Here is a 25,540-nt window from a genome sequence, read left to right as displayed (position 1 = left end):
TGAAATATGAAGGGCATACTTATCCGACTCTACAGGTGTAATTATGACGCTCAAACTCGGTGTAATTGGTACCGGTGCAATTGGTCAGGATCACATTCGTCGCTGCAACAATGTGTTGCAGGGCGCGAAAGTGGTGGCGGTTTCAGATATCAACGTGGAAGGGGCCCGCGCGGCGCTGCAGCGTCTGAATATCGAAGCTGAGGTGTATCAGGATGGTCATCAGGTGATTAACTCGCCGGAGGTGGATGCCATTCTGGTGACATCATGGGATCCGACCCACGAAGAATTCACCCTTGCCGCCATTGCTGCTGGCAAGCCCGTGTTCTGCGAGAAGCCGCTGGCGATGAGCGCCGAAGGCTGCCGTCGCATCGTTGATGCCGAAATCAAACACGGTAAACGCCTGGTGCAGGTGGGCTTTATGCGTCCGTACGATTCAGGCTATCGCGCGTTGAAGAAAGTGATCACTGACGGTGAAATCGGCGAGCCGCTGATGCTGCACTGTGCGCACCGCAACCAGAGTGTGGGGGAAAATTACACCACCGATATGGCGATCACCAACACCCTGATTCACGAGCTGGATGTGCTGCGCTGGCTGACCGAGGACGATTACAAATCGGTGCAGGTGGTGTTCCCACGTTCGACCTCGAAGACCCACGCCAAATTGAAAGATCCGCAAATCGTGCTGTTCGAAACCCAGAAGGGCATTCGCATCGATGTCGAGATCTTCGTGAACTGTGCTTATGGCTATGACATTCAGTGTGAAGTGGTGGGCGAAGAGGGCATTGCCAAACTGCCTGAGCCTTCATCTATTCAGATGCGTAAAAACGCGCGTCTCGGCAATGCGCTGCTCACTGACTGGAAAGACCGTTTTATCGAGGCTTACGACGTTGAGCTGCAAGCTTTCATCAATGACGCCACGGCGGGCAAGTTGACCGGGCCTTCCGCCTGGGATGGTTTTGCCGCTTCCGTTGCGGCGGATGCCTGCCATAAAGCCCAGAACAGCGGCGCTATCGAGCCGGTGACCATGCCAGCGCGTCCAGACTTTTACGCCAAATAACTGAGCCTGTGCGCTAACACTTCTCTCTCAGAATCAGGGAATTGAAATGAACAAAGACAATGTAAAACTGGCGATTGCGCCAATCGGCTGGACCAACGATGACATGCCAGAGCTGGGCAGCGAAAACACCTTCCAGCAGACCGTCAGTGAAATGGCGCTGGCAGGCTTTACCGGCAGTGAAGTCGGCAGCAAATATCCGAAAGATCCGGCAGTGCTGAAACCGATGCTGGAAATTCGTGGTATCCAGATCTGCAATGCCTGGTTCAGCACCTTCTTCGCCAACGGCGACAAGGCGAAAACCATCGACGAGTTCACCCAGCACATGAACTTCCTGCACGCCATGGGCGCGCGCGTGATTGGCTGCTCTGAGCAGAGTAAAAGCATTCAGGGCACCACGCTGGCGGTGCTGGAGCAGAAGCCGATCTTCACCGATGAAGAGTGGCGTCTGACAGCGGAAGGCTACAACGAGTTGGCTGAGATTGCGGCGAAGAAGGGCATGCGCGTAACGCTGCACCATCACATGGGGACCGGCATTCAGACCCCAGCGGAAATCGATCGCTTTATGGAATCGACCAATCAGAATGTCGGCCTGCTGTATGACACTGGCCACATCTACTACTCCGAAGGCTCACAGCAGGCGATGCTGGATGTGCTGACCAAATATCTGCCACGTATTTTCCACGTGCACCTGAAAGATGTGCGTGACAGCGTGGTGGCTGAGGTGCGTGAAAAATCACTGTCGTTCCTCGATGGCGTGAAGAAAGGCACCTTCACCGTGCCGGGCGACGGCGTGATTGATTTCAAACCGGTGTTCAAAATCCTCGACGATTACGGTTACAAAGGCTGGATGGTGGTGGAAGCGGAGCAGGATCCGGCGCTGGCCAATCCGTTCGAATATGCGGTGAAAGCGCGTAAATATATTCGCGAGAATACCGGCTTATAAGTTCAATGATGCGCGACTTATCGCGCTCTTTTGACCATCAGACACAATAAAAAAGGCCGTTATCCCTTGCAGGATAACGGCCTTTCTATTTGGCCTGGATTATGAAGCCAGCGACAGCGCCGGTTTCTGACCGTTGACCGCCAGCCACTCACGAATGCGTGCCTGCTCGGCTTCTGTCAGCCACATACCTTGTTTGGTACGACGCCAGATTGCATCATCCAGTTCGCGCACCCATTCATTTTTCACCAGGTAGCGCAATTCAGCTTCATAAAACTCGTGACCGAAGTTCTCGCCCAGATCCGCCAGACTGCTTGCGCCTGCCAGCAGTTCTTCGGTGCGGCTACCGTAGGTACGGGCAAAGTGGCGCGCCATGCCCTCGCTGATAAACGGATAACGACGACGTAAGCCTGCGGCGTAATCTTCACGGGTGCCAGAGAAATCACCGCCTGGCAGTACTGCTGATTTAGTCCAGGCTGGGCCGGCGTTGGGATAGTACTTCGCCAGTTTCTCCAGTGCGTGCTCTGCCAGCTTACGATAGGTGGTCAGCTTACCGCCAAACACCGACAGCAGCGGCGCCTGGCCATTGTCGTCATGCACATCCAGCGTGTAATCACGGGTGATGGCCTGCGGTGAATCCGATTCGTCATCACACAGCGGACGCACACCAGAATAAGTCCAGACGATGTCATCTTTGCTCAGCTGCTGTTTGAAGTGTCCGTTAAACACTTTCAGCAGATAGCTGATTTCGTTGTCATCGATCTTCACGTCTTTCGGATCGCCTTTGTACTCCACGTCGGTGGTACCGATGATGGAGAATTCATCCATCCACGGAATGACAAACACGATACGGTTATCTTCGTTTTGCAGGATGTATGCCTGCTTTTCGCGATGCACGCGCGGCACCACGATGTGGCTGCCTTTGATCAGGCGAATACCATACGGCGATTTCAGCTTCAGGCCATCATCAAAGAATTCTTTTACCCAAGGTCCAGCGGCATTGACCAGGCCTTTGGCACGCCACGTGAAGGTTTTGCCGGTATCAATATCTTCCGCTTCCACCATCCACAGGCCACTCTCACGCCATGCACGGGTCACGCGGGTGCGGGTGCGCACTTCGCCGCCCTGTTTCACCACTTCCTGCGCGTTGAGCACGACCATACGCGCATCATCCACCCAGCAGTCAGAATATTCGAATCCGCGCGTGATCTCAGGCTTAAGGGCCGATTCCGCGCCAAAACGCAGGCCTTTACTGCCCGGTAAAGTGGTGCGTTTACCCAGACGGTCGTACATAAACAGGCCAAGGCGAATCATCCACGCCGGACGCAGATGCGGGCGATGTGGCAAGCGGAAGCGCATTGGGAAGGCAATGTGCGGTGCCATTTTCAGCAGCACTTCACGTTCAGCCAGCGCTTCGCCCACCAGACGGAATTCGTAATGTTCCAGGTAGCGCAGGCCACCGTGGATTAATTTAGAGCTGTTGGAGGAGGTTGCACAGGCCAAATCCCGCGCCTCCAGCATCAGCACTGACAGTCCGCGTCCTGCAGCGTCCACTGCAATGCCGGCTCCGTTAATGCCGCCGCCGATCACGATCAGGTCTTTGGTTTCCACGTCATCTCCTCCGATGTTCGGAATAGTTCTAAAATGTTCGTTTTCGAGCGTAATAATAATCGGAAACCAACATTGATGCCAGCGCTTAACTCAATAAAAACATTTTTGCGTGATATAGCTAACATTCCTGCAGGAAAAAAAATCCATAGCCATAACTTTTGTCAGGTTATCGCGACGGATTCTCAGGTTAAACTAGGCGCTAATTGTGACGACCTTATGAGAGACACCATGGAAAACTTCGAATGTATTTCGGTTCAGCAGGCTAACGAGCACCTGGCACAAGGCGCGCAGCTGGTGGACATTCGCGACCCACAAAGCTATGCCATGGGCCACGCGACAGGCTCGTTACATCTGTCGAACGACAATCTGGCGGACTTTATCGCGCAGGCGAATCATGAGCTGCCGGTGCTGGTGATGTGCTATCACGGCAACAGCAGCAAAGGTGCAGCACAGTTCCTGTTAGGGCAGGGATTCAATGCCGCGTATAGCATCGATGGCGGTTTTGACGCCTGGCGCGCCGTGTTCCCCTCGCAGGTAGATACTGGCAGCGTCTGAGACGATCACACAAAGGAAGGAGAACCCGCACGATGCGCATCACACAGTTCAACAACCCACGTATGGCGCAGGCGTTTGTGGATTACATGGCAACGCGCGGCGTCACGCTGCGAATTGAGCGCGAAAGCCACTATGTCATTATGCTGGATGATGAAGGCAGACTGGAGATGGTTGAAAACGAACTTGCCCAGTTCGTACGCGACCCTAATCATCCGCGCTATCAGGCCGCCAGCTGGCACACAGGCAGTACCGAAAGTGGCTTGCGCTATGAACGCAGCAACATCTGGGCGAATATTCGTGAACGCGCAGGCCCGCTCACCATGACGATCATGATCGCCTGCGTGGCGGTGTTCATCATGATGCAGATTGTCGGTGATGATGTGGCGCTGGATTGGCTGGCGTGGCCTGCTGACTCCTCACAGTATTTCCAGGTGTGGCGCTGGTTTAGCCATGCGTTGTTGCACTTCTCACTGCTGCACATCCTGTTCAATCTGATGTGGTGGTGGTATCTCGGTGGCGCAGTGGAAAAGCGTATTGGCAGCGGTAAGCTGTTTGTGATTATGCTCATTTCCGCGCTGTTGAGCGGCTGGATGCAGGCCAAATTCAGCGGTGTGCTGTTCGGCGGACTATCGGGCGTGGTGTATGCGCTGATGGGTTATTGCTGGCTGCGTGGCGAGCGCGATCCCGAAAGTGGCATTTATCTGGAGCGTGGTCTGATGGGCTTCGCTATTGTATGGCTGATTATTGGCTGGTACGGCGCTTTTGGGCTGTCGATTGCTAACGCTGCACATGTCACCGGCTTGCTGGTCGGCCTGGCCATGGCGTTTGTCGATACGCGCAATGTGGCTCGTCGGTAGCAGGTATAAAAAGAAAACGGCTCTGAGCCGAGGAGAGAGATGTGAAGCAGACGCAACGTCATGACGCCATTATCGATTTGGTGCGACGCCAGGGATATGTCAGTACGGAAGAGCTGGTGGATCACTTTGAGGTGAGCCCGCAAACCATTCGGCGTGACCTGAACGATCTGGCCGATCAGAATAAAATCCAGCGCCATCACGGCGGCGCGGCGCTGCCTTCCAGCTCTGAAAACACCGCATGGCAGGACCGCAAAATGATGTGGTCAGCGGAAAAAGCGCGCATCGCCGAGCGTGTGGCGAGCCAGATCCCGGATGGTGCCACGTTGTTTATCGATATCGGCACCACGCCTGAAGCGGTGGCGCATGCGTTGCTGAATCACAACAATCTGCGCGTGGTGACCAACAACCTCAATGTGGCGATTTTGCTGATGGCGAAGCCGGATTTCCGCGTCATCATCGCTGGCGGCGAAGTGCGTACGCGGGATGGCGGCATCATGGGTGAAGCGACGCTGGATTTCATCTCCCAGTTTCGCCTCGATTACGGCATTCTCGGCATCAGCGGCATCGATATGGATGGCTCACTGCTGGAGTTCGATTACCACGAAGTCCGCACCAAACGCGCGATAATCGAAAACTCACGCTGCGTGATGTTGGTGGTGGACCATTCGAAATTTGGCCGTAATGCGATGGTGAACCTGGGGAATATGAGCCTGATTGACTACATGTATACCGATCAGACGCCGCCTGCCAGCGTGCTGAAGGTGATTGAGCAACACGAAGTCCATCTCGAACTCTGCTAATCCATCCTGTCGGGGCGGTTGCTATGCCGCCCGCAGAATGGCATCAGGTTGCGCGCCACGCGTAAATCCACTTTTTTTCCCTCCATCCGCATTTCCCTGTCGCTTTTTTCTTCGCCCCCGGCTTTACTTATCTTTTCTGGTTATGCGCTCGCCCGTCTTTACCGTTAACGGACTCGAAGGGATTGATATGTCGCAGCAAAAATTTAATAAAACACGTTTCGACGCCGCACTTACCCGCCAATGGCAGCACCTTGGACTCACCTCCGCCCAGCAAATGACACCGCATCAGTGGTGGCAGGCATTAAGCCGTGTGCTGACCGAGATGCTCGCCACGCAGCCGCCCGCCACACCGCGCGCAGGCCAACGCCATGTGAACTATCTGTCGATGGAGTTTCTTATCGGCCGCCTGACCGGCAACAACTTGCTGAATCTGGGTTGGTACGAGGAGGTGAAGGAAGCGCTGGCCGCGCATCAGGTAGAACTCAGTGAGTTGCTGGAGGAAGAGGTGGATCCGGCGCTTGGCAACGGTGGATTGGGGCGCCTGGCCGCGTGTTACATGGACTCGATGGCCACTGTCGGGCAGGCCGCGATGGGACATGGCCTTAATTATCAGTACGGTTTGTTCCGCCAGACCTTTGACGATGGCCAGCAAAAAGAGGCGCCAGACGACTGGCAGCGCAACAGTTATCCGTGGTTTCGCCATAACGCCGCACAGGATGTGCAGGTTGGCATCGGCGGCAAAGTGAATAAAAACAGCGATGGCTCGCTACAGTGGCGACCTAAATTTCAGCTTAAAGGTGAAGCCTGGGATTTGCCGGTGGTCGGCTACCGTAATGGTGTGACGCTGCCGTTACGTTTGTGGCAAGCCAGCAGCGTGCATCCGTTCGATCTCACCCTGTTCAATGATGGCAAGTTCCTGCAGGCCGAACAGCCCGGCATTGATGCTGACAAACTCACCAAGGTGCTGTATCCCAACGATAATCACGCAGAAGGTAAACGCCTGCGCCTGATGCAGCAATATTTCCAGTGCGCGTGTGCGGTGGGCGATATTCTGCGCCGCCACCATCTTGCCGGGCGCTCGATCCACACCTTGCCCGATTTTGAAGTCATCCAGCTCAACGACACGCATCCCACTATCGCCATCCCGGAGATGCTGCGTATCCTGCTGGATGAGCATCAGTTGAGTTGGGATGAAGCCTGGCACATCACCAGCCGCGTTTTCGCCTATACCAATCACACCTTGATGCCGGAAGCGCTGGAGCGTTGGGATGAGTCGCTGGTGCGCGATCTGCTGCCGCGCCATATGCTGATCATCCGCGAAATTAACCAGCGTCTGAAAAAAATCGTTAAGAAGCAGTGGCCAGGCGATAGCGCGACATGGCAAAAGCTGGCGGTGGTGGCTGATGGACAGGTGCGTATGGCGAACCTGTGTGTGGTGAGCTGTTTCGCCGTGAATGGCGTGGCTGCGCTGCACTCTGAGCTGGTGGTGAAGGATCTGTTCCCGGAATACCACCTTCTGTGGCCAAACAAATTCCATAATGTGACCAATGGCATCACGCCGCGCCGCTGGTTGAAGCAGTGCAATCCGCTGCTGTCGAACCTGATTGATGAAACGTTGCAGGTGGAGTGGGCCAACGATCTGGATGCGCTGGAGTGGCTGGCGCCCTATGCGCGTAAAAAAGCTTTCCGTCAGCAGTTCCGCACCATCAAGCAGCAGAACAAGCTGCGCCTGACCGTATACATCAAACGCGTGACCGGCATTGATGTGAATCCTGATGCGCTGTTCGATGTGCAGATTAAGCGGCTACACGAGTACAAACGTCAGCACCTCAGCCTGCTGCATATGCTGCACTGCTATCGTCAGCTGCGGGACAATCCTGATAACCCCGACTTTGTGCCGCGCGTATTCCTGTTCGGTGCCAAGGCCGCGCCGGGCTACTACCTTGCCAAGAACATCATCTACGCCATTAACAAAGTGGCCGAGGTGATCAATAACGACCCGAAAGTCGGCGATCGGTTAAAAGTCGTGTTTATCCCTGACTATCGCATTACCGCCGCCGAGTTGATGATTCCGGCAGCCGATCTCTCGGAGCAAATCTCGACTGCCGGTTATGAAGCGTCCGGCACCGGGAATATGAAGCTGGCGCTGAACGGCGCGCTGACCATTGGCACGCTGGATGGTGCGAACGTCGAAATCGCCGAAGCGGTGGGCGAGAAGAACATCTTTATCTTCGGCAATACCGTGGATGAGGTTAAGGCGCTCAAAGCCAACGGTTACAGCCCGAAAAAACTGCGCAAGCAAAATAAGTATCTGGATGGATTGTTGAAAGATCTGGAGAAGGGCAAGTTCAGCGAAGGTGATAAGCAGGCATTCGATATGCTGCTCACCAGCCTGACCAAAGGTGGCGATCCCTGGCTGGTGCTGGCCGATTTCGAGGCGTATCTCGACGCGCAGCAACAGGTTGAAGCCTTGTGGAAGAACCCGGAAGCCTGGACTAAAGCGGCGATTCTCAACACCGCGCGCACCGGGCGATTCAGTTCCGATCGTTCGATTCGCGATTACCAGCAACGCATCTGGCAGGCCGCGCGCTGATTTCCAGCTCGCTATTGATGGCCGCTCGACATGGTTTCGATAAGGTTTTCGTCGGATACGTATTGATACGCACTGCACCCAAGGAGACGTGATGACGTTCAGCAAACTGGATCAGGCCGCGCAGGAAGCGGGTATTGCGGTAGATTTTACCAATGCGAACGGTGAGCGGGTGCGCATTAGCGACGACACCAAACGTGCACTGCTGGCGGTGATGAATACGCCGGAAGGTAAAACGCCACCACTGCCACCGGTGCTGGTTTTCACTCCGCGCCGTCCGCGTCAGTGTTGCCCGCAGGGCAAAGGCGAGTTTAGCTGGCAGTTTGAGACCGAACGGGGCAAAACTTACAGCGGCACGCTACAGGCGGGGGAAGCCTTCGCGTTGCCGCCGCGTCTGGCGCAGGGTTATCACCGTTTGACCTTGCGGCAAGGACGTCAGCAGTGGCACTCGCGCATCATTATCGCGCCGCGTCGTTGCTATTTATCTGAACCGCTGGCACAGGGAGACAAACGCTGGGGCGCGCTGGTACAGCTTTATACGCTGCGATCTGATCGCAATTGGGGGATCGGTGATTTTGGCGATCTTGCGCAAATGCTGGAGCAGATCGCCGCTCACGGAGGCGATTTTGTTGGCCTCAACCCGCTACACGCGCTTTATCCTGCGCAGCCTGAACACGCCAGCCCTTATAGCCCCACCTCGCGTCGCTGGCTGAATATGCTGTATATCGACGTTAATCAGGTGGCGGCATTCGCTCAAAGCGCTGAAGCACAGCGCTGGTGGAAACTCGCCAAAACGCGCAAGGCTGTGCAAGCCGCGCGCGCCACTGACTATGTCGATTATCGAGCGGTGGCTGAGTTGAAAATCACCGCGCTACGCCTGTCCTGGCAGCATTATCAGCCTGAGCAGGAATTCCTGCAATTTGTCGCCGAGGGCGGCGATCATCTGCGCTATCAGGCGGCGTTTGACGGCATTCTGGCAGAACGCAGCGCTCAGCAGGAGAAGGAGTGGGGTTGGGCGTCATGGCCGGAAACCTGGGGCAATGCCCATCAGCCAGAAGTTCAGCAGTGGTGTGCTGCACATGAGGACGAGATTCAATTCTGGTGTTGGTTGCAGTGGCTGGCGCAGCAGCAATTTGCCGCCTGCTGGCAGCGTAGCCAGCAGCTCGGCATGACGGTGGGATTGTACCGGGATTTGGCGGTCGGTGTGGCGCAGCACAGCGCAGAAACCTGGCAGGACCCGCAGTTGTATAAGCTGGGGGCTTCGGTGGGGGCACCGCCGGATCGCCTGGGACCATTGGGGCAAAACTGGGCGTTGCCGCCGCTTGATCCGCACGAGATGCGCGCGCGCGGCTATCAGCCTTTTATCGATTTATTGCGCGCCAATATGCGTGATTGCGGCGCGTTGCGTATCGATCACGTGATGGCGTTATTGCGGCTGTGGTGGATTCCGTATGGTGAGACAGCGGACAAAGGTGCCTATGTGTCATATCCGGTGGACGATTTGATGGCGATTCTGGCGCTGGAAAGTCAGCGCCATCGCTGCATGGTGATCGGCGAGGATTTGGGCATTGTGCCGCCGATCATCGTTCGCATGATGCGCAGCCACGGCATTTTCTCGTGGAAAGTGCTGTTCTTCGAACAGGAGCGCGATGGCCGCTACCGCCAGCCTGCGGCTTATCCTCGACAGTCGATTGCCAGTGCCAGTACTCATGATTTGCCCACGTTGAGCGGATTCTGGCAGGCGGAAGATTTGGCATTGGGTGAAAAGCTCGGCATGTATCACGATAGCGTGCTGCACTCCCTGCAACAACAGCGCACGGCACAAAAGCAGGCTTTGCTGGACGCCTTACAGCAGGCGGGGGCCATGCCAGCTCGCAGTCGTCAACCTGCGTTGAAGCAACCGCTGACGCCGACGATCAATGTGGCGATGCACCGTTACCTGGCCCGCACGGAGAGCGCATTACTGGGATTGCAGCCGGAAGATTGGCTCGGCATGACAATGCCGGTCAACGTGCCTGGCACAGTGGATGAGTATCCCAACTGGCGGCGCAAGTTATGTGTCACGCTGGAAGAGATGTTTGCCGACAAAGCCGTGAAGCAAGTTCTGACAGCGGTGAATGACGGACGCAAAGCGAGGTAGAAATCTGCGGCAGCGCGGGTGCGCTGCCGCAAGAAAATCAATAGTAAGAGTGCTCGCCGCGCTGGTGTTCAGTGAGGTCACGCACACCTTTCAGCTCAGGGAAGGCCGCCAGCAACTCTTTCTCGATGCCATCTTTCAGCGTGACGTCGATCATTGAACAGCCGTTACAGCCGCCGCCAAACTGCAGAATCGCGTAACCGTCATCGGTGATTTCCATCAGGGATACACGACCACCGTGACCCGCCAGCTGTGGGTTGATCTGCGCTTGCAGCAGATACTCCACGCGCTCAACCATTGGCGCATCATCAGACACTTTACGCATCTTGGCGTTTGGCGCTTTCAGCGTCAGCTGGGAACCGAGGTTATCGGTGACAAAATCGATCTCAGCATCTTCCAGATAAGGCGCGCTCAGCTCATCAACATAGGCTGACAGCTTTTCGAACTTCATTTCAGTATCAGTGGCTTCTACTGCATCGGGTGGGCAGTAAGAAACACCGCATTCCGCGGTTGGCGTACCCGGATTAATGACGAATACGCGAATTTGTGTGCCATCTTCTTGTTTTGACAGCAATTTTGAGAAGTGCTCTTGCGCAGCATCAGTAATAACGATCATGGCGATTGCTCAATAGTTGACTAAATTACTTGGTTATAATACGCCCAACGCCGACGCTCTACAAGGTACGGCACAGGCAGCCAATATGCACGCTGGCCGCGCCTTGGGCCAGCAAAATGCGGCTGATTTCTGCCACCGTGCTTCCGGTGGTAACCACATCGTCGATGAGCAGGATATGGCGTCCGCGCACTGGCATTTCAAGGGAAAAGGCCCCGCGCAGATTCTTTTTCCGCGCCGAAGCGCGCAACGCATGCTGGACCAAGCCCCGCCGTCTGCGGCGCACCCCCGCACGATATTCACAACCTAGCCAGTGTGCCAGCGGTTTTGCCAGCAGCTCAGCCTGATTATAGCCACGCTGCCAGGCACGACGCCGATGTAACGGCACACTCAACACCAAATCGATGCGCGGCGTAAGGTTATCGCGGCGACTATTTAACAATTTTAACAAAAGGAGTCGTGCCAGCATCACTCTAAGTGCGGTTGCCCGAGAAAATTTCAGCTGGATGACCCAATCACTCAGCGGCGGCAGGTAATCACTCACGCAAGTCAGGCTGTGCCACGGCGGTGGACGACGCAGACAGCGGCCGCACAATCGGGTGCCGCTGGCCGGCAGTGCACAGCAGGGGCAGATCGCGGGCAGCGCCGGGATTTGTTGCACACAGCGGCTGCATAGCCCGTGTCTGGCAATCTGTAATGGCAGGCGGCATAGCCAACACAGGGCAGGGATTGATAGCATAGCGGCCTCTTTTCACTTTTCGGGAGTGTAACCGATGAGTTCGCTTTACTGGCACACCACAGGCACAGGCGATCGCGATCTTGTGCTGCTGCACGGCTGGGGATTGAATGCCGAAGTGTGGCAGAACATTGTTCCACGACTCAGCCCGCATTTTCGTCTGCACCTTGTGGATCTGCCTGGCTTTGGCCGCAGCCATGGATTTGGTGCACTGACCTTAGCCGACATGGCTCAACAGCTGCTTCCACAACTTCCTGAGCGTGCAGTGTTGCTCGGTTGGTCGCTGGGGGGACTGGTTGCCAGCCAGATTGCACTGACGCAGCCTGAACGTGTCACCGCGCTGATTAGCGTGGCGTCGTCGCCCTGTTTTACCGCGCACGAGGATTGGCCGGGCATCAAGCCTGAGACGCTGGAGAGCTTCCAGCAGCAGTTGAGCAATGATTTCCAGCGCACCGTAGAACGTTTTCTTGCCTTGCAAACTATGGGCACGGAAAACGCGCGCCAGGATGCACGTCAGCTCAAAGAGGTGGTGCTGTCGCAGCCGATGCCTTCGGTCGCGGTGCTGGAGGGCGGGCTGGAGATATTAAGCAATGTGGATCTGCGCGCGCAGCTGCCGCAGCTGGTAATGCCTTTATTGCGTTTGTATGGGGCGCTGGATGGATTAGTACCACGTCGCATTGCAAAGCAGTTGGATGAAGCGTTACCGCGCTCACCTTCAATTGTGATGGAAAAAGCGGCGCATGCGCCATTTGTTTCGCATCCTGACACATTTTGCCAGCATATTACCGAATTCATCCAAGCGGTTACCCGTTAAATCTATTGTGGCAGTGGAAATTCCTTCATCAGCGGTAATACTTTTGACGTGAGCTGAGCTGCTTCGCGGTGTGTTCTATTGCTATCTCGCCTGTTGTGCTTCGCGGCCGCTGACATCTCAATAATGCAAAAAATGGATGAGGGTATTGTTATGAAGATGATGAAATGGGCTGTGGCTTCTCTGGTGATGAGTGCGGTGTCGTTTTCAGCGTTCGCCGCAAAGGAAGTGACTAAAGAAGAAGTGCAGAAAATGAATCTGGAGAAAATCGGCACGGTGACCACCACGGCGGAGACCACTTCACCGATGGATGCGAAGCGCGAACTCTCCAAAGCGGCCGATGAGAAAGGCGGCAAATACTTTCTGGTGATTGCGGGCCGCGAACATGGCAAGTTCAGCGCCACGGCGGATGTTTACAAATAATCAGCCACGCAACCACATAAATTGCCACGCAGCCAGCGTCATTGGCTGGCTGCCATCGATTTTCTCGCCACTGATCACATCCTGATAATGTCGCGCCTGCGGCAGATGCGTGGTCACTTCCCGGCTGCTGAGATTAAACACGCACAATAAGCCCTCTTCACTGCCTGACGGATGTCGCCGCAACATCAGCAGGGTATTTTCACTCTCCAGCAGCGTCATCGCATTATCCGGATGGAACGCGCTCTGGCGGGTGCGCAGCTGGATCAATGCGCTGAGTCGTTCATACACCTGCTGACGCAATGGGTCATCGCCGCTGATCCACTGTTCCATTTCACGCAAACTGTATTTCTGGCGATTGATGGCGCGGTTGTGTCCTGCCGCGCGCACGCCTTCATTGTCGTTGCGCGATCCCAGAATGCTTTGGATATAGATCGCCGGCACGCCCGGAAAGGCGAGCAGAATGGCGTGTGCCAGCAGGAATCGGCGCAGACGCGTGTCATCGTCATCATTCTGCTGGTTGAGAGCATCGAAATAGGTGACGTTAATTTCGTAAGGGCTGGTGGTGCCATCGGGATTGTTTTTATAAGACACCAGCGCCCCTTCCAGCGCCAAATCTCGCACCAGTGCTACGATCTCCACTTCAGACAAAATACCGCGCGCAGGATTGAGGCCAATGCCATCGTGCGAGGCAAGGAAGTTGAAGAACGTGGTGGTGCCGTTACCGGTGCCCAGCGTGCTGGCCCATTGACGCAGCGCGCGTGCGGATCCTGAATGAATGGCATGGAGCACCAGCGGCGGCAGTGAAAACTGATACACCATCTGCGCTTCATCGTGCCCGTTACCAAAATAGCTGATGTTGTCTTTATGCGGCACATTAGTTTCGGTGACGATCACTGTGCCCGGTGCCACTTCGTTGGAAATGGCGCGCAACAGCTTCACCAGCTGGTGGGTTTTCGGCAGGTGAATGCAATTTGTACCCGGCGTCTTCCACATATACCCCACCGCATCGAGACGAACATAATCGGCGCCCTTGTTCAGGTAATCCAGCAATACGCCCACCATGCGAATCAGCACGTCAGGATTGGCAAAGTTAAGGTCGATTTGGTCGGCGCTAAAGGTGGTCCAGATAAAGCGCGTTTCACCATCAGCCATCTCAAACGGCGTCAGTAATGGCGAGGTACGAGGGCGCGTCACGGCGCTGAGATCGGTGGCCGGTGGCATGCTGATAAAGAAGTCATCCCAGCCAGGATCCTGCGCCAAAAAGTGGCGGAACCATTGGCTGTGCGCCGACATATGATTACAGACAAAATCGAACATCAACCGGGTTTCACTGTGCAGCGCCGCAATATGCTGCCACTCGCCACAGAGAGGATTCACCTGGTGATAATCAATCACGGAGAAGCCATCGTCGGAAGAATAGGGAAAGAACGGCAGCAAATGCACCAGGTTGAAAGTGGATTGCAGATGCTGCTGATAGAAGTGCGAGAAGCTGGCGAGCGTGGGCTGATCGGGTTCACGGAACTGATCGGCGTAGCTGATCAGCACCACATCCTTCTCGTCCCAGTGGGCTTTGCGCGGCAGTTTAGCGGTATCGTGCGCTGCACGAATGTGGGAAAGCAGACGCTCACGTGCGGCGACGGGGAAGCGGCCTTCGTAAATCTCATCAAGTAGGGCGTTGATTATGTCCATCAGATCGTTGGGCCACGCGGAAGGTCATTTTTTCACACGGATTTTTTCAGCGTAGACGGATGAGGGGATTTATCAACTTGATATGTGCGGAAGCAGAGCTGATTCCGCACAAAGGGTAGTGCTCATATCTGATACTGGGCAGGTGATAAAATCAATTCAGGTTACATTTCAGCACTATAAATTATATCAATTATTTTTTATTGATAAGTCTAATTATTTTTGAATGGTTTATGAATAATGATTTTTTGGATAAGCCTTGATGCCAAAGAAGTCTTTACGCGGATAATCAAACAGGGTTTGTAGTGCGATATTTTGCAACCGCTTTTAAGTGATACCGTAATGGTAGTTAGAATGCCCGCATCACATAATTTTCTTTTCAGTTTGAAGGCTAACTGAGAAAGATTGTTCTGAGTGATGGATTCAAACCTCCTTGGCCACGTCTGTCTTATTAATGTTTCAACTGTGCTTTTTGTTTTTTTATTTTTCATTAAGTTTGAATAAAGAGTGTATTCCATTTTTGTTAATTTAATGTTCCTTCGATTGACGTAAAGTGCATTAACGTAATCATCAATGATTATGATCATCATTCTTCCTTGTATGTGTTCGCATTGGTTTTAATCAACCATAATGGAAGTGTTATAATAGGCAACTACTTTTTGTGGATTTTAATAAGCTGCTTGCAAAATAACAATCATGGATTTGGTTTTAAGTTTTATTACTTTCATTGGTTAATTATTAATTTAAATGACTGGGCCATCACCCCTGTGATATTTAAATTTATCTTTCCAGGATCGTTATTATTTCTTTGTTATTAATGATTGATACAAGTATAGGGTGGTTGCCATTTTTACTCATTCAATTGAATATGATTGAGTTTTGATTGTTATGGGGGGATAAACCATCCAGACCTTGTAATATTGAAAACATATAGCACAACACTTTTTTCATTAAGGAGATGTATATGAATGGATATGGTGATGGTACCAACTGGAGCTCTGAACGCGGCAATGGTACTGGGTATAGTGGCAGCCAAGGCAATGCGGGTAACGGGGCAGGGAGTTCTTCTAATGGGAAGGCTTATGGTGGTGGATTGTCTGTTAATCCGAAAATAGGCGAGAAACAGGCCAAAAAACCAGGTATCAATCCTGCTGAATTTGTAGGTTATACATTAGGTATTAACGGCGAGCTAATAGGCATAACAAAACACAACTTGGGAGATGCATACGGTGTAAATTTAGGTTATCCAGAAGAGTCGACACTTTCCCCCGGGCAGCAAAATAATTCAGCTCCTGGAGGTAGTGTACCTTATAATTTAGATATATCTGATGCTCGCGTTACTGCGTTGAAGAAAATTATTCAAAAAAATGCTCGTTTAGCAAACTCCACTCAGTCTGGTACTAGCATTACCGCTGCGAGGTAAGCGACATTAAAAGCCAGGTTAGAATTGTCAATTATCATGGAGGCAAGGAAATTACAGCCATCATATTCTGATTTGCAGGATGGTATAAGACTGGTAACAGATTTTTATAAAAATTTATCAGAGCGGATTAGTGCAAGGGTATCGTTTCATGCGCAGTACTTCACTGAAGAAATAAAAGGTAAGAAATTAAGAAGTGTCAACGATGCAATAAAATCTTTTGAACAATACAAAGTTTTGAACGGATCTAAGTTTAACAGCGCAGAACGTAAAAAATTGGGGGATGCTGTTAGAAAAATTGATTATGTAACGTTTGCTCGAGATTTGAATCGATTTAGTAGAGGGTTAGGGTTCTATGGTGCAATTTCCGACTTTATAGATGTCATTAAGGAGATTGCATTGGCTACTCAGACTAATAACTGGAGAAATGTTATCGTCAAACTTGAGAAGTTAGTAGCAGGAAAATTGGCGGCCGCATTAACTGCATTCGCTTTCAGTATTATACTCGGCGCTGGAGTAGGCATTGTCGGATACGCAATCATAATGGCACTCGTTGGTTCTTTAGTTAACGATTCATTGATCAATAATTTGAATTCTAAAATGGGTTTTAAATAGAGGTTTAAGCCGGGGGATTCCCGGCTTTACTTAACTTCATAATGAAAAATAGAATGCTTAGAGGAATGGCTAATGTAAAGTAAATCAAAAAATAGATAGCTTTTATTCCTTGCATTCCCGTGTCATTTTCAAAAAAACCAGTGGTCCAAAAGGTTTTAGATGTGAATTTCAATGCAAAACTTTCGATAGTGAATTTTGCAGAGGGAAATAGAATCCCACAAACTGCAAGAAAGATTAATCTGGAGTTTTGGCTGATATCTATAGCTGCATCACGCATAATTATTGTAGTGATGACAAATAATAGCATTCCTAACGCAGCATTTTTTATATAGTATGACTTTGTCATTTTAAGTCCTTTTGTTATTACCATTCATCCTTTGAGTGGTCTATATTTCACTATTAGAAGTAAACTTACTGTGCTGTAAATCATATTTTTCTAATTTATATTCTCTCAAGAATTACATGTTTAACCATTCAATTCTTTTGTGATTATTTGGCCTTGCAATTTATCTGGCACAACAATTCCCGATTCTTTCCTAAAACAGCCAAAAAGATCCTTAGGCTGAGGAGTTTCTTTACTATATCTGGTAATAGATTAGCGTTAGCTTTTCTTATTATTAGAGCAAAGAATCCAGAGTGGAAAGGCTCTGATGCTTAATAGGACAGCATCAGAGCACATGGCTACAAAGTGATAAATTCAGGTGCTATTTGGTAAGGCAATTAGCGCTTCTTACCGAACGCGGCGGCCAGTGCATCACCCATCGCGCTATTGCCAGCTGGCGAATTAGCCGGCTTGCCGCGTGCTTTGTTATTGGCCGCGGGACGTGCATTCTCTTTGCCGCTGCTGCGATTATTGCCGCCGCGCGCATTGCTCTCGCCGGGCTGCTCGTCAAGTCGCATGGTGAGGGCGATGCGCTTACGCTGCATATCCACTTCCATCACCTTCACTTTGACGATATCGCCCGCTTTCACCACCTGATGGGGATCTTCGACGAACTTGTCTGACAGTGAAGAGATGTGCACCAGACCATCCTGATGCACGCCGATATCCACGAAAGCACCAAAGTTGGTGACGTTGGTGACCGCGCCTTCCAGAATCATGCCCGGCAGCAGGTCGTTCAGCGTTTCCACGCCTTCGGCAAACTGCGCGGTTTTGAACTCCGGACGCGGATCGCGCCCCGGTTTTTCCAGCTCTTTCATGATGTCGGTGACGGTTGGCAGACCAAAACGCTCGTCGGTGAAGTCGCGCGCGTTGAGATCCCGCAACCCACCCGGATTGCCCATCAGCTCGCTCAGCGCCTGTTCAGTCGCGGCCAGAATACGTTCGACCAGCGGGTAAGCTTCCGGGTGCACGGTGGAGGCATCCAACGGGTTATCGCCGTGATTGATGCGCAGGAAGCCGGCGCACTGCTCGTAAGCTTTTGGCCCAAGACGGCTGACTTTCAGCAACTGCTGGCGATTCTGGAAGCGGCCGTTCTCATCACGCCAGGTGACAATGTTCTGCGCCATCATGCGGGTTAAGCCTGCCACGCGCGTCAGCAAGGCGACTGAAGCGGTATTCAGATCCACGCCGACGGCGTTTACGCAGTCTTCCACCACCGCATCCAGCTTCTTCGCCAGTTGGCTTTGGCTCACATCATGCTGATACTGGCCGACACCGATGGATTTCGGATCGATTTTCACCAGCTCGGCCAGCGGATCCTGCAAGCGACGCGCTATGGAGACGGCGCCGCGAATGGAAACATCCAGATCCGGGAATTCCAGCGCGGCCAGTTCCGATGCGGAGTAGACCGATGCACCAGCCTCACTGACAATCACTTTCTGCGCGTTGATCTGCGAGAACTGCTTCTGCACGTCGAGGAAGAAACGCTCGGTTTCACGTGAAGCGGTACCGTTACCAATCGCCACCAACTCCACCTGGTGTTGGATGCACAGTGCTGCCACAACCGATGCGGCTTTCGCCACCTGCCCGGTGTGCGGATAGATGGTGTCATGTGCCACCAGTTTGCCGGTGGCATCCACCACGGCGACTTTCACGCCGGTACGCAGGCCCGGATCGAGGCCCATGGTGGCGCGCATGCCTGCCGGAGCCGCCATCAACAAATCGTGCAGGTTGCGGGCGAATACGTTAATCGCTTCATCTTCTGCGCGTTCGCGAATGGTGCCCATCAGTTCGGTTTCGAGATGCAGCAGCACTTTGATGCGCCAGGTCCAGCTCACCACCGCTTTACGCCAGCTGTCTGCCGGAGCATTGTTCAGACGCAGTTGCAGGTGATCGGCGATCAGCGTTTCACCGTGGCTTTCGCGCGGCGCTTCTTCGAATTGTGGATCGGCGTTCAGAGAGAGTTGCAGCACGCCTTCATTGCGACCACGGAACATCGCTAGCGCACGGTGAGAAGGAACGGTACTGAGAGGTTCGTGGTGATCGAAGTAGTCGCGGAATTTCGCGCCTTCTTCCTCTTTACCTTCCACCACACGCGCTACCAGATGCGCGTTTTTCCACAGATAATCACGCACTTTTGCCAGCAGCGTGGCGTCTTCGGCAAAACGTTCCATCAGGATATAACGTGCGCCATCCAGCGCTGCGCGCACATCGGCGACGCCTTTATCCGCATCCACATAGCTTGCAGCCAATGACTCGGGTTCCTGAGAAGGATCGCTCCATAGCGTTTCAGCCAGTGGCTTCAGGCCCGCTTCGATGGCGATCTGCCCACGCGTGCGACGTTTCTGCTTATAAGGCAGATACAGATCTTCCAGTTCAGTTTTGTTCAGCGTGCCATTGATGGCCGTGGCGAGTTCTGGGGTGAGTTTGCCCTGCTCGTCGATGGATTTCAGAATTGACTGGCGGCGATCTTCCAGCTCACGCAGATAGCCAAGGCGGCTCTCCAGCTGACGCAACTGGGTATCATCCAGCCCACCGGTCACTTCCTTACGATAACGTGCGATAAACGGCACGGTGTTCCCTTCATCCAGCAAGCTTACAGCGGCGTCAACCTGGTCGGCGCGAGCCTTCAGCTCACTTGCGATAATCTGGCTCAGTGAATCTTTCATCATCATTAACAATGCTTACACAGGGTTGGAAAACAGGGGACAGTTATACGGATTGGGGCGGCAAATTGCCAGCCGGGGACAGGTGAATCCGTCTTTTTCTGAATGCAGCGCGAACATCGCTGTGCACACCTTGCTGAGAGCAAAGCAGTCGCTTATTGTTGGCCTCTTTGCAGTAACGATACCTTGTTATCACGAGTAGACGTCATGAAAACCCAACTGATTACCCGCGAAGGCTATAACAAATTACGTGCCGAACACGACCATTTGTGGAACGAGAAGCGTCCGGAAATCACAAAAATTGTCTCCTGGGCGGCTAGCCTTGGTGATCGTTCAGAAAACGCCGATTACACCTACAACAAGCGCCTGTTGCGGCAGATAGACCGCCGTGTGCGCTATCTGCGCAAATGCCTCGCCGATCTGAAAATTGTCGATTATGCGCCGCAACAGGAAGGAAGGGTGTTCTTTGGTGCCTGGGTTGAGGTGGAAAATGAACAGGGTGATGCAAAGCGATTCCGCATTGTGGGGCCGGATGAAATCTATGGCGATGCGGTTAAGGATTACATCTCCATTGATTCACCGATGGCCCGTGCGCTGATCAAGAAAGAGGTGGATGACGAAGTCGTGGTGAATACGCCGGAAGGACAGAAAGTCTGGTTTGTTAACTGCATCGAGTATGTGAAGAACCCAGAGTAAAAAAGAGGCGGAGAATAATGGCTTGGGTAAAAAAGCCTTGGGTGCAACTTATTCTCCGGTGGCGAAATGGGCTGGCGTAAAAGGGGAAGCGCCGCAGCATTGCCGCGCCTGAAAGATTTGGATTATTTGCCTGGCGTGGTCGCGGTGGTGGTCGATGTGCTGCTGGTGCCTTTGTCACCGCCGCCCATGGTTGCCAGTGCCACCCCTAACAGTGCACCCACGGCACCCACACCAATCGCGTCTGAATTGCCTTTGGCGGTAGTGGAGGCCTCGGCTCCCGCCGCTTCACCCGCGCTGGTGGCCGCATGAGCCTGAGAAAGGCTGACCAGCACCAGTACACTCAGCAAGACCGCAGATTTTTTCATTTTTCTCTCTCCAAAGATGCGCAATATCAGCAGGAACCCTTGCAGTTTCTGAGATCGTTGTGTGGGAAGAAAGTGCTGATTAGTGTCTGATTAATCAGACTTTATTTAACACTGGCCTTATCTGGCGCGAGATGCGTATTGTTCCGAGAGCAGATGAGCACTGAAAACGAAAAGAGCCAGATATTATGCTGCGAATGATCGCCCATCGAACGATTCTGGCCTGCCGACTTAAGCCAAATGGCCCCAAATGCTGTGATAACGAGCGGTATTCGGCCCGGTGATCCATTTTCGAAAAGAAAACCGCGTAAATTTTCGGATTAGCGCTAAGCGGATGGAAAGCCCCGATAAAAAGCGCGAGACAACGCGCATTTCAGGGCTTAAATTAAATATAAGCTGCTGTTTAATATGCTTTGTAACAATTTCGGCTAGAATATAAACCATTAATAACTGTCACATGCAGGCATCTTTTTTACACAATATTGACTCAGGCAATGGCGCCTTTGGGAGTTGAACAATGCAAGAGAACTACAAAATTCTGGTCGTCGATGATGATATGCGTTTGCGCGCACTGCTCGAACGTTATCTCACCGAGCAGGGCTTTCAGGTGCGCAGTGTCGCCAATGCCGAGCAGATGGATCGTCTGCTAACTCGTGAATCATTCCATTTAATGGTGCTGGATCTGATGTTACCAGGCGAAGATGGCTTGTCCATTTGCCGCCGTTTGCGCAGCCAGAGCAACCCGATGCCGATCATTATGGTGACGGCAAAAGGCGAAGAAGTGGATCGTATCGTTGGGCTGGAAATCGGCGCTGATGATTACATTCCGAAGCCGTTTAACCCACGTGAACTGCTGGCCCGTATTCGTGCCGTGCTGCGCCGTCAGGCCAATGAATTGCCAGGTGCGCCTTCACAGGAAGAAGCGGTTATCGCCTTCGGTAAGTTCAAACTGAACCTCGGTACGCGTGAAATGTTCCGTGAAGATGAGCCAATGCCGCTGACCAGCGGTGAGTTTGCAGTGCTGAAAGCACTGGTGAGCCATCCGCGCGAACCGTTATCACGCGATAAGCTGATGAACCTGGCGCGTGGTCGTGAATACAGTGCAATGGAACGTTCTATCGACGTGCAGATTTCCCGTCTGCGCCGCATGGTAGAAGAAGATCCGGCGCATCCACGCTACATCCAGACCGTTTGGGGTCTTGGCTACGTCTTCGTTCCGGACGGCAGTAAAGCATGAGGCGATTGCGCTTCTCTCCTCGCAGTTCGTTTGCCCGCACCCTGTTATTGATCGTTACCTTGCTGTTCGTCAGCCTGGTAACGACCTATCTGGTGGTGTTGAATTTCGCCATTCTTCCAAGTTTGCAGCAGTTCAATAAAGTCCTCGCTTACGAAGTGCGTATGTTGATGACCGATCGACTGCAGCTGGAAGATGGCACGCAACTGGAAGTGCCACCTGCCTTCCGGCGTGAAATTTATCGTGAACTGGGTATTTCGTTGTACACCAACGCAGCGGCAGAAGAGAGTGGCCTGCGCTGGGCACAGCATTACGAATTCCTTAGCGAGCAGATGGCGCAACAGCTGGGTGGCCCGACCGATGTCCGTGTCGAGGTTAACAAGAATTCCCCCGTGGTCTGGCTGAAAACCTGGTTGTCGCCAGACATCTGGGTGCGTGTGCCGTTGACTGAAATCCATCAGGGCGATTTCTCGCCACTGTTCCGCTACACCCTGGCGATTATGTTGCTGGCGATCGGCGGTGCCTGGCTGTTTATCCGCATTCAGAACCGACCCCTGGTCGACCTGGAGCATGCAGCGCTTCAGGTCGGTAAAGGCATCATTCCTCCTCCGCTGCGTGAGTATGGCGCATCGGAAGTGCGTTCCGTAACGCGAGCCTTTAACCAGATGGCGGCGGGCGTCAAACAGCTTGCCGATGACCGTACGCTGCTGATGGCGGGTGTCAGTCATGATTTGCGCACCCCTTTAACACGCATTCGTCTCGCCACCGAGATGATGAGTGAACAGGATGGCTATCTGGCCGAGTCGATCAATAAAGATATCGAAGAGTGCAACGCCATCATCGAGCAGTTCATCGACTATCTGCGCACCGGGCAGGAGATGCAGACCGAGCGCGCCGATCTCAACAGTGTGTTGGGTGAAGTGGTGGCGGCGGAAAGCGGCTATGAGCGTGAGATTGAGAATGCGGTGATGCCGGAAGAGTTGATGCTGGATATCAATCCGCTGTCGATTAAGCGTGCCGTGGCGAATCTGGTGGTGAATGCCGCGCGTTATGGCAACGGCTGGATCAAAGTCAGCAGCGGCCAGGAACTGAATCGCGCCTGGTTCCAGGTGGAAGATGATGGTCCGGGTATTAAGCCCGATCAGCTTCAGCATCTGTTCCAGCCTTTTGTACGTGGCGATAGCGCACGCAGCACCAGTGGCACCGGCTTAGGGTTGGCGATTGTGCAGCGTATTATCGACGCGCATGAAGGCTCGCTGGAGATAGGTGAGAGCGAGCATGGCGGATTGCGCATTCGCGCGTGGTTGCCGATACCGGAGAATAACGGTACGGCGTTAGTCAGCACGCATCACAGTTAACGCTTCGCTCAGATAAATGTGGAGCGATGACTGTTTCGCCTGCAGGCATCCGCGACTGGCTGCGTAGCCCTCAGCACCACAGTTGAAAAATCACGCCGCTTAAGACTGAGTATCAATGAGCCGCCATTTGGCGGCTCATTCACTTCACAACTGCGGGCCAGCCTGAACCAGCGCTTTTCCGGCATCGTTATCGGTATACTTCTCAAAGTTGGTGACAAAACGCTGCGCCAGACCCTGCGCGGCCTCATGCCACGCGGCTTCATCCGGCCAGCTGCGACGTGGATCCAGAATCGCATCATCGACTTTTTCCAGGGACGCAGGCATCTGCAGGTTAAATACCGGTAGTGTTTCCATCGCTACGTCGTCCAGCTCACCCGCCAGAATCGCATTGATGATGGCGCGGGTATCTTTCAGTGAAATACGTTTACCGCTGCCGTTCCAGCCGGTGTTAACCAGGTACGCTTTAGCTCCCGCTGCTTCCATGCGCTTCACCAGCACATCGGAATATTGCGTTGGATGCAGCGTCAGGAAGGCCGCGCCGAAGCAAGCTGAGAACGTCGGGGTGGGCTGAGTGACACCGCGCTCGGTACCGGCCAGCTTGGCGGTAAAGCCCGACAGGAAGTGGTACTGGGTCTGTTCTGGCGTTAAGCGCGAAACCGGCGGCAGTACACCAAAGGCATCAGCGGTCAGGAAAATCACGCGCTGCGCATGGCCCGCTTTGGATACCGGCTGCACGATGTTTTCAATGTGCTCAATGGGATAGGAAACTCGCGTGTTCTCCGTTTTGCTGGCATCGGCATAATCAACGCTGCCATCCGCCCGCACCACGACGTTCTCCAGCAGCGCATCGCGGCGGATGGCGCGATAGATTTCCGGCTCGGCTTTCTCCGACAGATTGATGGTTTTGGCGTAGCAGCCACCTTCGAAGTTGAAGACACCATCATCGTCCCAACCGTGTTCGTCATCGCCAATCAGCTGGCGATCGGGATCGGTGGACAGTGTAGTTTTACCGGTGCCAGACAGGCCGAAAAACACCGCTACGTCACCCGCTTTACCCACGTTCGCCGAGCAGTGCATTGACGCGATGCCTTTCAGCGGCAGCAGGTAGTTCATGATGGCGAACAGGCCTTTCTTCATCTCGCCGCCGTACCAGGTGCCGCCAATCAGCTGCATGCGTTCGGTGAGGTTAAAGGCGACAAAGTTCTCAGAGTGTAAACCCTGAGCCTGCCAGTCCGGGTTGGTGCATTGCGCGGCGTTCATCACCACAAAATCCGGCTTAAAGGAGGCCAGCTCGGCTTCATCAGGGCGGATAAACATGTTTTTGACGAAATGCGCCTGCCAGGCGACTTCCATCACAAAACGCACACTCAGGCGGGTGTCGGGATTCGCACCGCAGAAAGCGTCGATGACAAACAGACGTTTGCCAGAGAGTTGTGCGGTGCAGCGATCTTTCAGCGCCTGCCAGGTTTCCTGCGACAACGGCTGGTTGTCATTTTTACCGTTGCCGACATCATTCCACCACAAGGTGTCACGCGTGGTGTCATCGCGCACGATGTACTTATCTTTTGGCGAACGTCCGGTAAAGATGCCGGTATCCACGGCAATGGTGCCGCTTTGCGTCTGGGTGCCGCGCGCATAACCTTCCAGTTCCGGGCGAGTTTCTTCCTGAAACAGCGTATCAAAGTCAGGGTTGTACACCACTTCTGTGGTGCCGCTAATGCCCAAAGCGGCAAGGTCTTGCGATGTCAGGCCGTGAACGCGCATGTGGCTGCTCCTTAGATCGATGCTTCATAGCATTTTTATGAGGGGTCTGCGTCCTGTCGTGCATGGCCGGACAGGGCAGATCGCGCGCAGTGTACACGTCTGAGCAGGGCGTAAAAGTGAAGAGAGTTAAAAATGCGAGCTGGAACGTGACAAGCAGTGAATTCTGCCAGTTAAGAAACTAAAGTCAGTGTAAGTTAGTTAAATTACGCGAAAGTTGATGGGTTAAT

The 25,540-nt window shown here is 53.3% G+C and carries 22 protein-coding genes; 14 read left to right on the top strand and 8 right to left on the bottom strand.

What is annotated here, in order from left to right; all coding sequences use genetic code 11:
• Positions 1–43 precede the first annotated feature (43 nt).
• Both iolG and iolE read left to right on the top strand, forming a co-directional pair.
• Entirely contained in the window at positions 44–1,057 is a 1,014-nt protein-coding gene (gene iolG / locus AC6I8L_RS18650; protein WP_166936599.1) for a bifunctional inositol 2-dehydrogenase/D-chiro-inositol 1-dehydrogenase, read from the top strand.
• A gap of 46 nt (positions 1,058–1,103) precedes the next feature.
• The gene (gene iolE, locus AC6I8L_RS18645; RefSeq protein ID WP_034819699.1) at positions 1,104–2,000 is read left to right on the top strand and encodes a myo-inosose-2 dehydratase; all 897 of its coding nucleotides are present in this window, start codon (positions 1,104–1,106) and stop codon (positions 1,998–2,000) included.
• A gap of 99 nt (positions 2,001–2,099) precedes the next feature.
• Here iolE and glpD read toward each other — a convergent pair whose 3' ends face one another.
• Positions 2,100–3,608, bottom strand: coding sequence for a glycerol-3-phosphate dehydrogenase (gene glpD, locus AC6I8L_RS18640; protein ID WP_058960571.1), 1,509 nt, complete (start codon positions 3,606–3,608; stop codon positions 2,100–2,102).
• 228 nt (positions 3,609–3,836) lie between these two features.
• Between glpD and glpE the strand changes: the two genes are divergently transcribed.
• The 5 genes from glpE to malQ all read left to right on the top strand — a co-directional run bounded on the left by glpE (position 3,837) and on the right by malQ (position 10,550).
• Entirely contained in the window at positions 3,837–4,163 is a 327-nt protein-coding gene (glpE, locus tag AC6I8L_RS18635; protein WP_034819693.1) for a thiosulfate sulfurtransferase GlpE, read from the top strand.
• A 32-nt stretch (positions 4,164–4,195) separates the two neighbouring features.
• Positions 4,196–5,020 (top strand): rhomboid family intramembrane serine protease GlpG, encoded by an 825-nt coding sequence (glpG, locus tag AC6I8L_RS18630; RefSeq protein ID WP_034819691.1) that lies wholly within the window; start codon positions 4,196–4,198, stop codon positions 5,018–5,020.
• A gap of 41 nt (positions 5,021–5,061) precedes the next feature.
• On the top strand, positions 5,062–5,820 hold the full coding sequence (locus AC6I8L_RS18625; protein ID WP_034819687.1) for a DeoR/GlpR family transcriptional regulator: 759 nt from the start codon (positions 5,062–5,064) through the stop codon (positions 5,818–5,820).
• 187 nt (positions 5,821–6,007) lie between these two features.
• Positions 6,008–8,413, top strand: coding sequence for a maltodextrin phosphorylase (gene malP / locus AC6I8L_RS18620; RefSeq protein ID WP_058960572.1), 2,406 nt, complete (start codon positions 6,008–6,010; stop codon positions 8,411–8,413).
• Between the two features lie 91 nt (positions 8,414–8,504).
• Positions 8,505–10,550 (top strand): 4-alpha-glucanotransferase, encoded by a 2,046-nt coding sequence (gene malQ, locus AC6I8L_RS18615; protein ID WP_058960573.1) that lies wholly within the window; start codon positions 8,505–8,507, stop codon positions 10,548–10,550.
• Between the two features lie 37 nt (positions 10,551–10,587).
• On the opposite strand, the gene nfuA is transcribed toward malQ, so the two are convergent.
• Both nfuA and gntX read right to left on the bottom strand, forming a co-directional pair.
• Positions 10,588–11,163 carry a Fe-S biogenesis protein NfuA gene (gene nfuA / locus AC6I8L_RS18610; protein ID WP_034819678.1) on the bottom strand — a complete coding sequence of 192 codons (576 nt, stop codon included), beginning with the start codon at positions 11,161–11,163 and terminating at the stop codon, positions 10,588–10,590.
• A gap of 58 nt (positions 11,164–11,221) precedes the next feature.
• The gene (gntX, locus tag AC6I8L_RS18605; RefSeq protein ID WP_034819674.1) at positions 11,222–11,899 is read right to left on the bottom strand and encodes a DNA utilization protein GntX; all 678 of its coding nucleotides are present in this window, start codon (positions 11,897–11,899) and stop codon (positions 11,222–11,224) included.
• A 34-nt stretch (positions 11,900–11,933) separates the two neighbouring features.
• Between gntX and bioH the strand changes: the two genes are divergently transcribed.
• Both bioH and AC6I8L_RS18595 read left to right on the top strand, forming a co-directional pair.
• Entirely contained in the window at positions 11,934–12,710 is a 777-nt protein-coding gene (bioH, locus tag AC6I8L_RS18600; RefSeq protein WP_058960574.1) for a pimeloyl-ACP methyl ester esterase BioH, read from the top strand.
• A gap of 150 nt (positions 12,711–12,860) precedes the next feature.
• Complete coding sequence (locus AC6I8L_RS18595; protein ID WP_034820058.1) at positions 12,861–13,130, top strand: YdgH/BhsA/McbA family protein; 270 nt, start codon at positions 12,861–12,863, stop codon at positions 13,128–13,130.
• On the opposite strand, the gene AC6I8L_RS18590 is transcribed toward AC6I8L_RS18595, so the two are convergent.
• Positions 13,131–14,819 (bottom strand): alpha-amylase family glycosyl hydrolase, encoded by a 1,689-nt coding sequence (locus AC6I8L_RS18590; protein WP_058960575.1) that lies wholly within the window; start codon positions 14,817–14,819, stop codon positions 13,131–13,133.
• A gap of 961 nt (positions 14,820–15,780) precedes the next feature.
• Here AC6I8L_RS18590 and AC6I8L_RS18585 point away from each other — a divergent pair.
• On the top strand, positions 15,781–16,239 hold the full coding sequence (locus tag AC6I8L_RS18585) for a hypothetical protein (RefSeq protein ID WP_153012295.1): 459 nt from the start codon (positions 15,781–15,783) through the stop codon (positions 16,237–16,239).
• A 24-nt stretch (positions 16,240–16,263) separates the two neighbouring features.
• Positions 16,264–16,851, top strand: coding sequence for a colicin-like pore-forming protein (locus AC6I8L_RS18580; protein ID WP_153012296.1), 588 nt, complete (start codon positions 16,264–16,266; stop codon positions 16,849–16,851).
• Positions 16,852–16,855: 4 nt separating this feature from the next.
• On the opposite strand, the gene AC6I8L_RS18575 is transcribed toward AC6I8L_RS18580, so the two are convergent.
• Both AC6I8L_RS18575 and AC6I8L_RS18570 read right to left on the bottom strand, forming a co-directional pair.
• Complete coding sequence (locus AC6I8L_RS18575; protein WP_167347115.1) at positions 16,856–17,197, bottom strand: colicin E1 family microcin immunity protein; 342 nt, start codon at positions 17,195–17,197, stop codon at positions 16,856–16,858.
• A 374-nt stretch (positions 17,198–17,571) separates the two neighbouring features.
• Positions 17,572–19,902, bottom strand: a complete 2,331-nt coding sequence (locus AC6I8L_RS18570) for a Tex family protein (RefSeq protein WP_058960620.1) — start codon at positions 19,900–19,902, stop codon at positions 17,572–17,574.
• Positions 19,903–20,106: 204 nt separating this feature from the next.
• On the opposite strand from AC6I8L_RS18570, the gene greB reads away from it, so the two are divergent.
• Positions 20,107–20,595, top strand: a complete 489-nt coding sequence (gene greB / locus AC6I8L_RS18565) for a transcription elongation factor GreB (protein ID WP_058960578.1) — start codon at positions 20,107–20,109, stop codon at positions 20,593–20,595.
• Between the two features lie 122 nt (positions 20,596–20,717).
• Here the strand turns inward: greB and yjbE are convergent, their stop codons facing one another.
• Positions 20,718–20,960, bottom strand: coding sequence for an exopolysaccharide production protein YjbE (gene yjbE / locus AC6I8L_RS18560; protein WP_034819662.1), 243 nt, complete (start codon positions 20,958–20,960; stop codon positions 20,718–20,720).
• Positions 20,961–21,474: 514 nt separating this feature from the next.
• On the opposite strand from yjbE, the gene ompR reads away from it, so the two are divergent.
• Complete coding sequence (gene ompR, locus AC6I8L_RS18555; protein WP_001157751.1) at positions 21,475–22,194, top strand: osmolarity response regulator transcription factor OmpR; 720 nt, start codon at positions 21,475–21,477, stop codon at positions 22,192–22,194.
• Positions 22,191–23,549 (top strand): two-component system sensor histidine kinase EnvZ, encoded by a 1,359-nt coding sequence (gene envZ / locus AC6I8L_RS18550; RefSeq protein WP_058960579.1) that lies wholly within the window; start codon positions 22,191–22,193, stop codon positions 23,547–23,549. The genes ompR and envZ overlap by 4 nt, the downstream gene beginning before the upstream one ends.
• A gap of 144 nt (positions 23,550–23,693) precedes the next feature.
• On the opposite strand, the gene pckA is transcribed toward envZ, so the two are convergent.
• On the bottom strand, positions 23,694–25,313 hold the full coding sequence (gene pckA / locus AC6I8L_RS18545) for a phosphoenolpyruvate carboxykinase (ATP) (protein WP_058960580.1): 1,620 nt from the start codon (positions 25,311–25,313) through the stop codon (positions 23,694–23,696).
• Between the last annotated feature and the right edge of the window lie 227 nt (positions 25,314–25,540).

It is taken from the genome of Type-E symbiont of Plautia stali (genome assembly GCF_059731115.1).
This window is presented reverse-complemented; position numbering and strand designations above follow the sequence as displayed.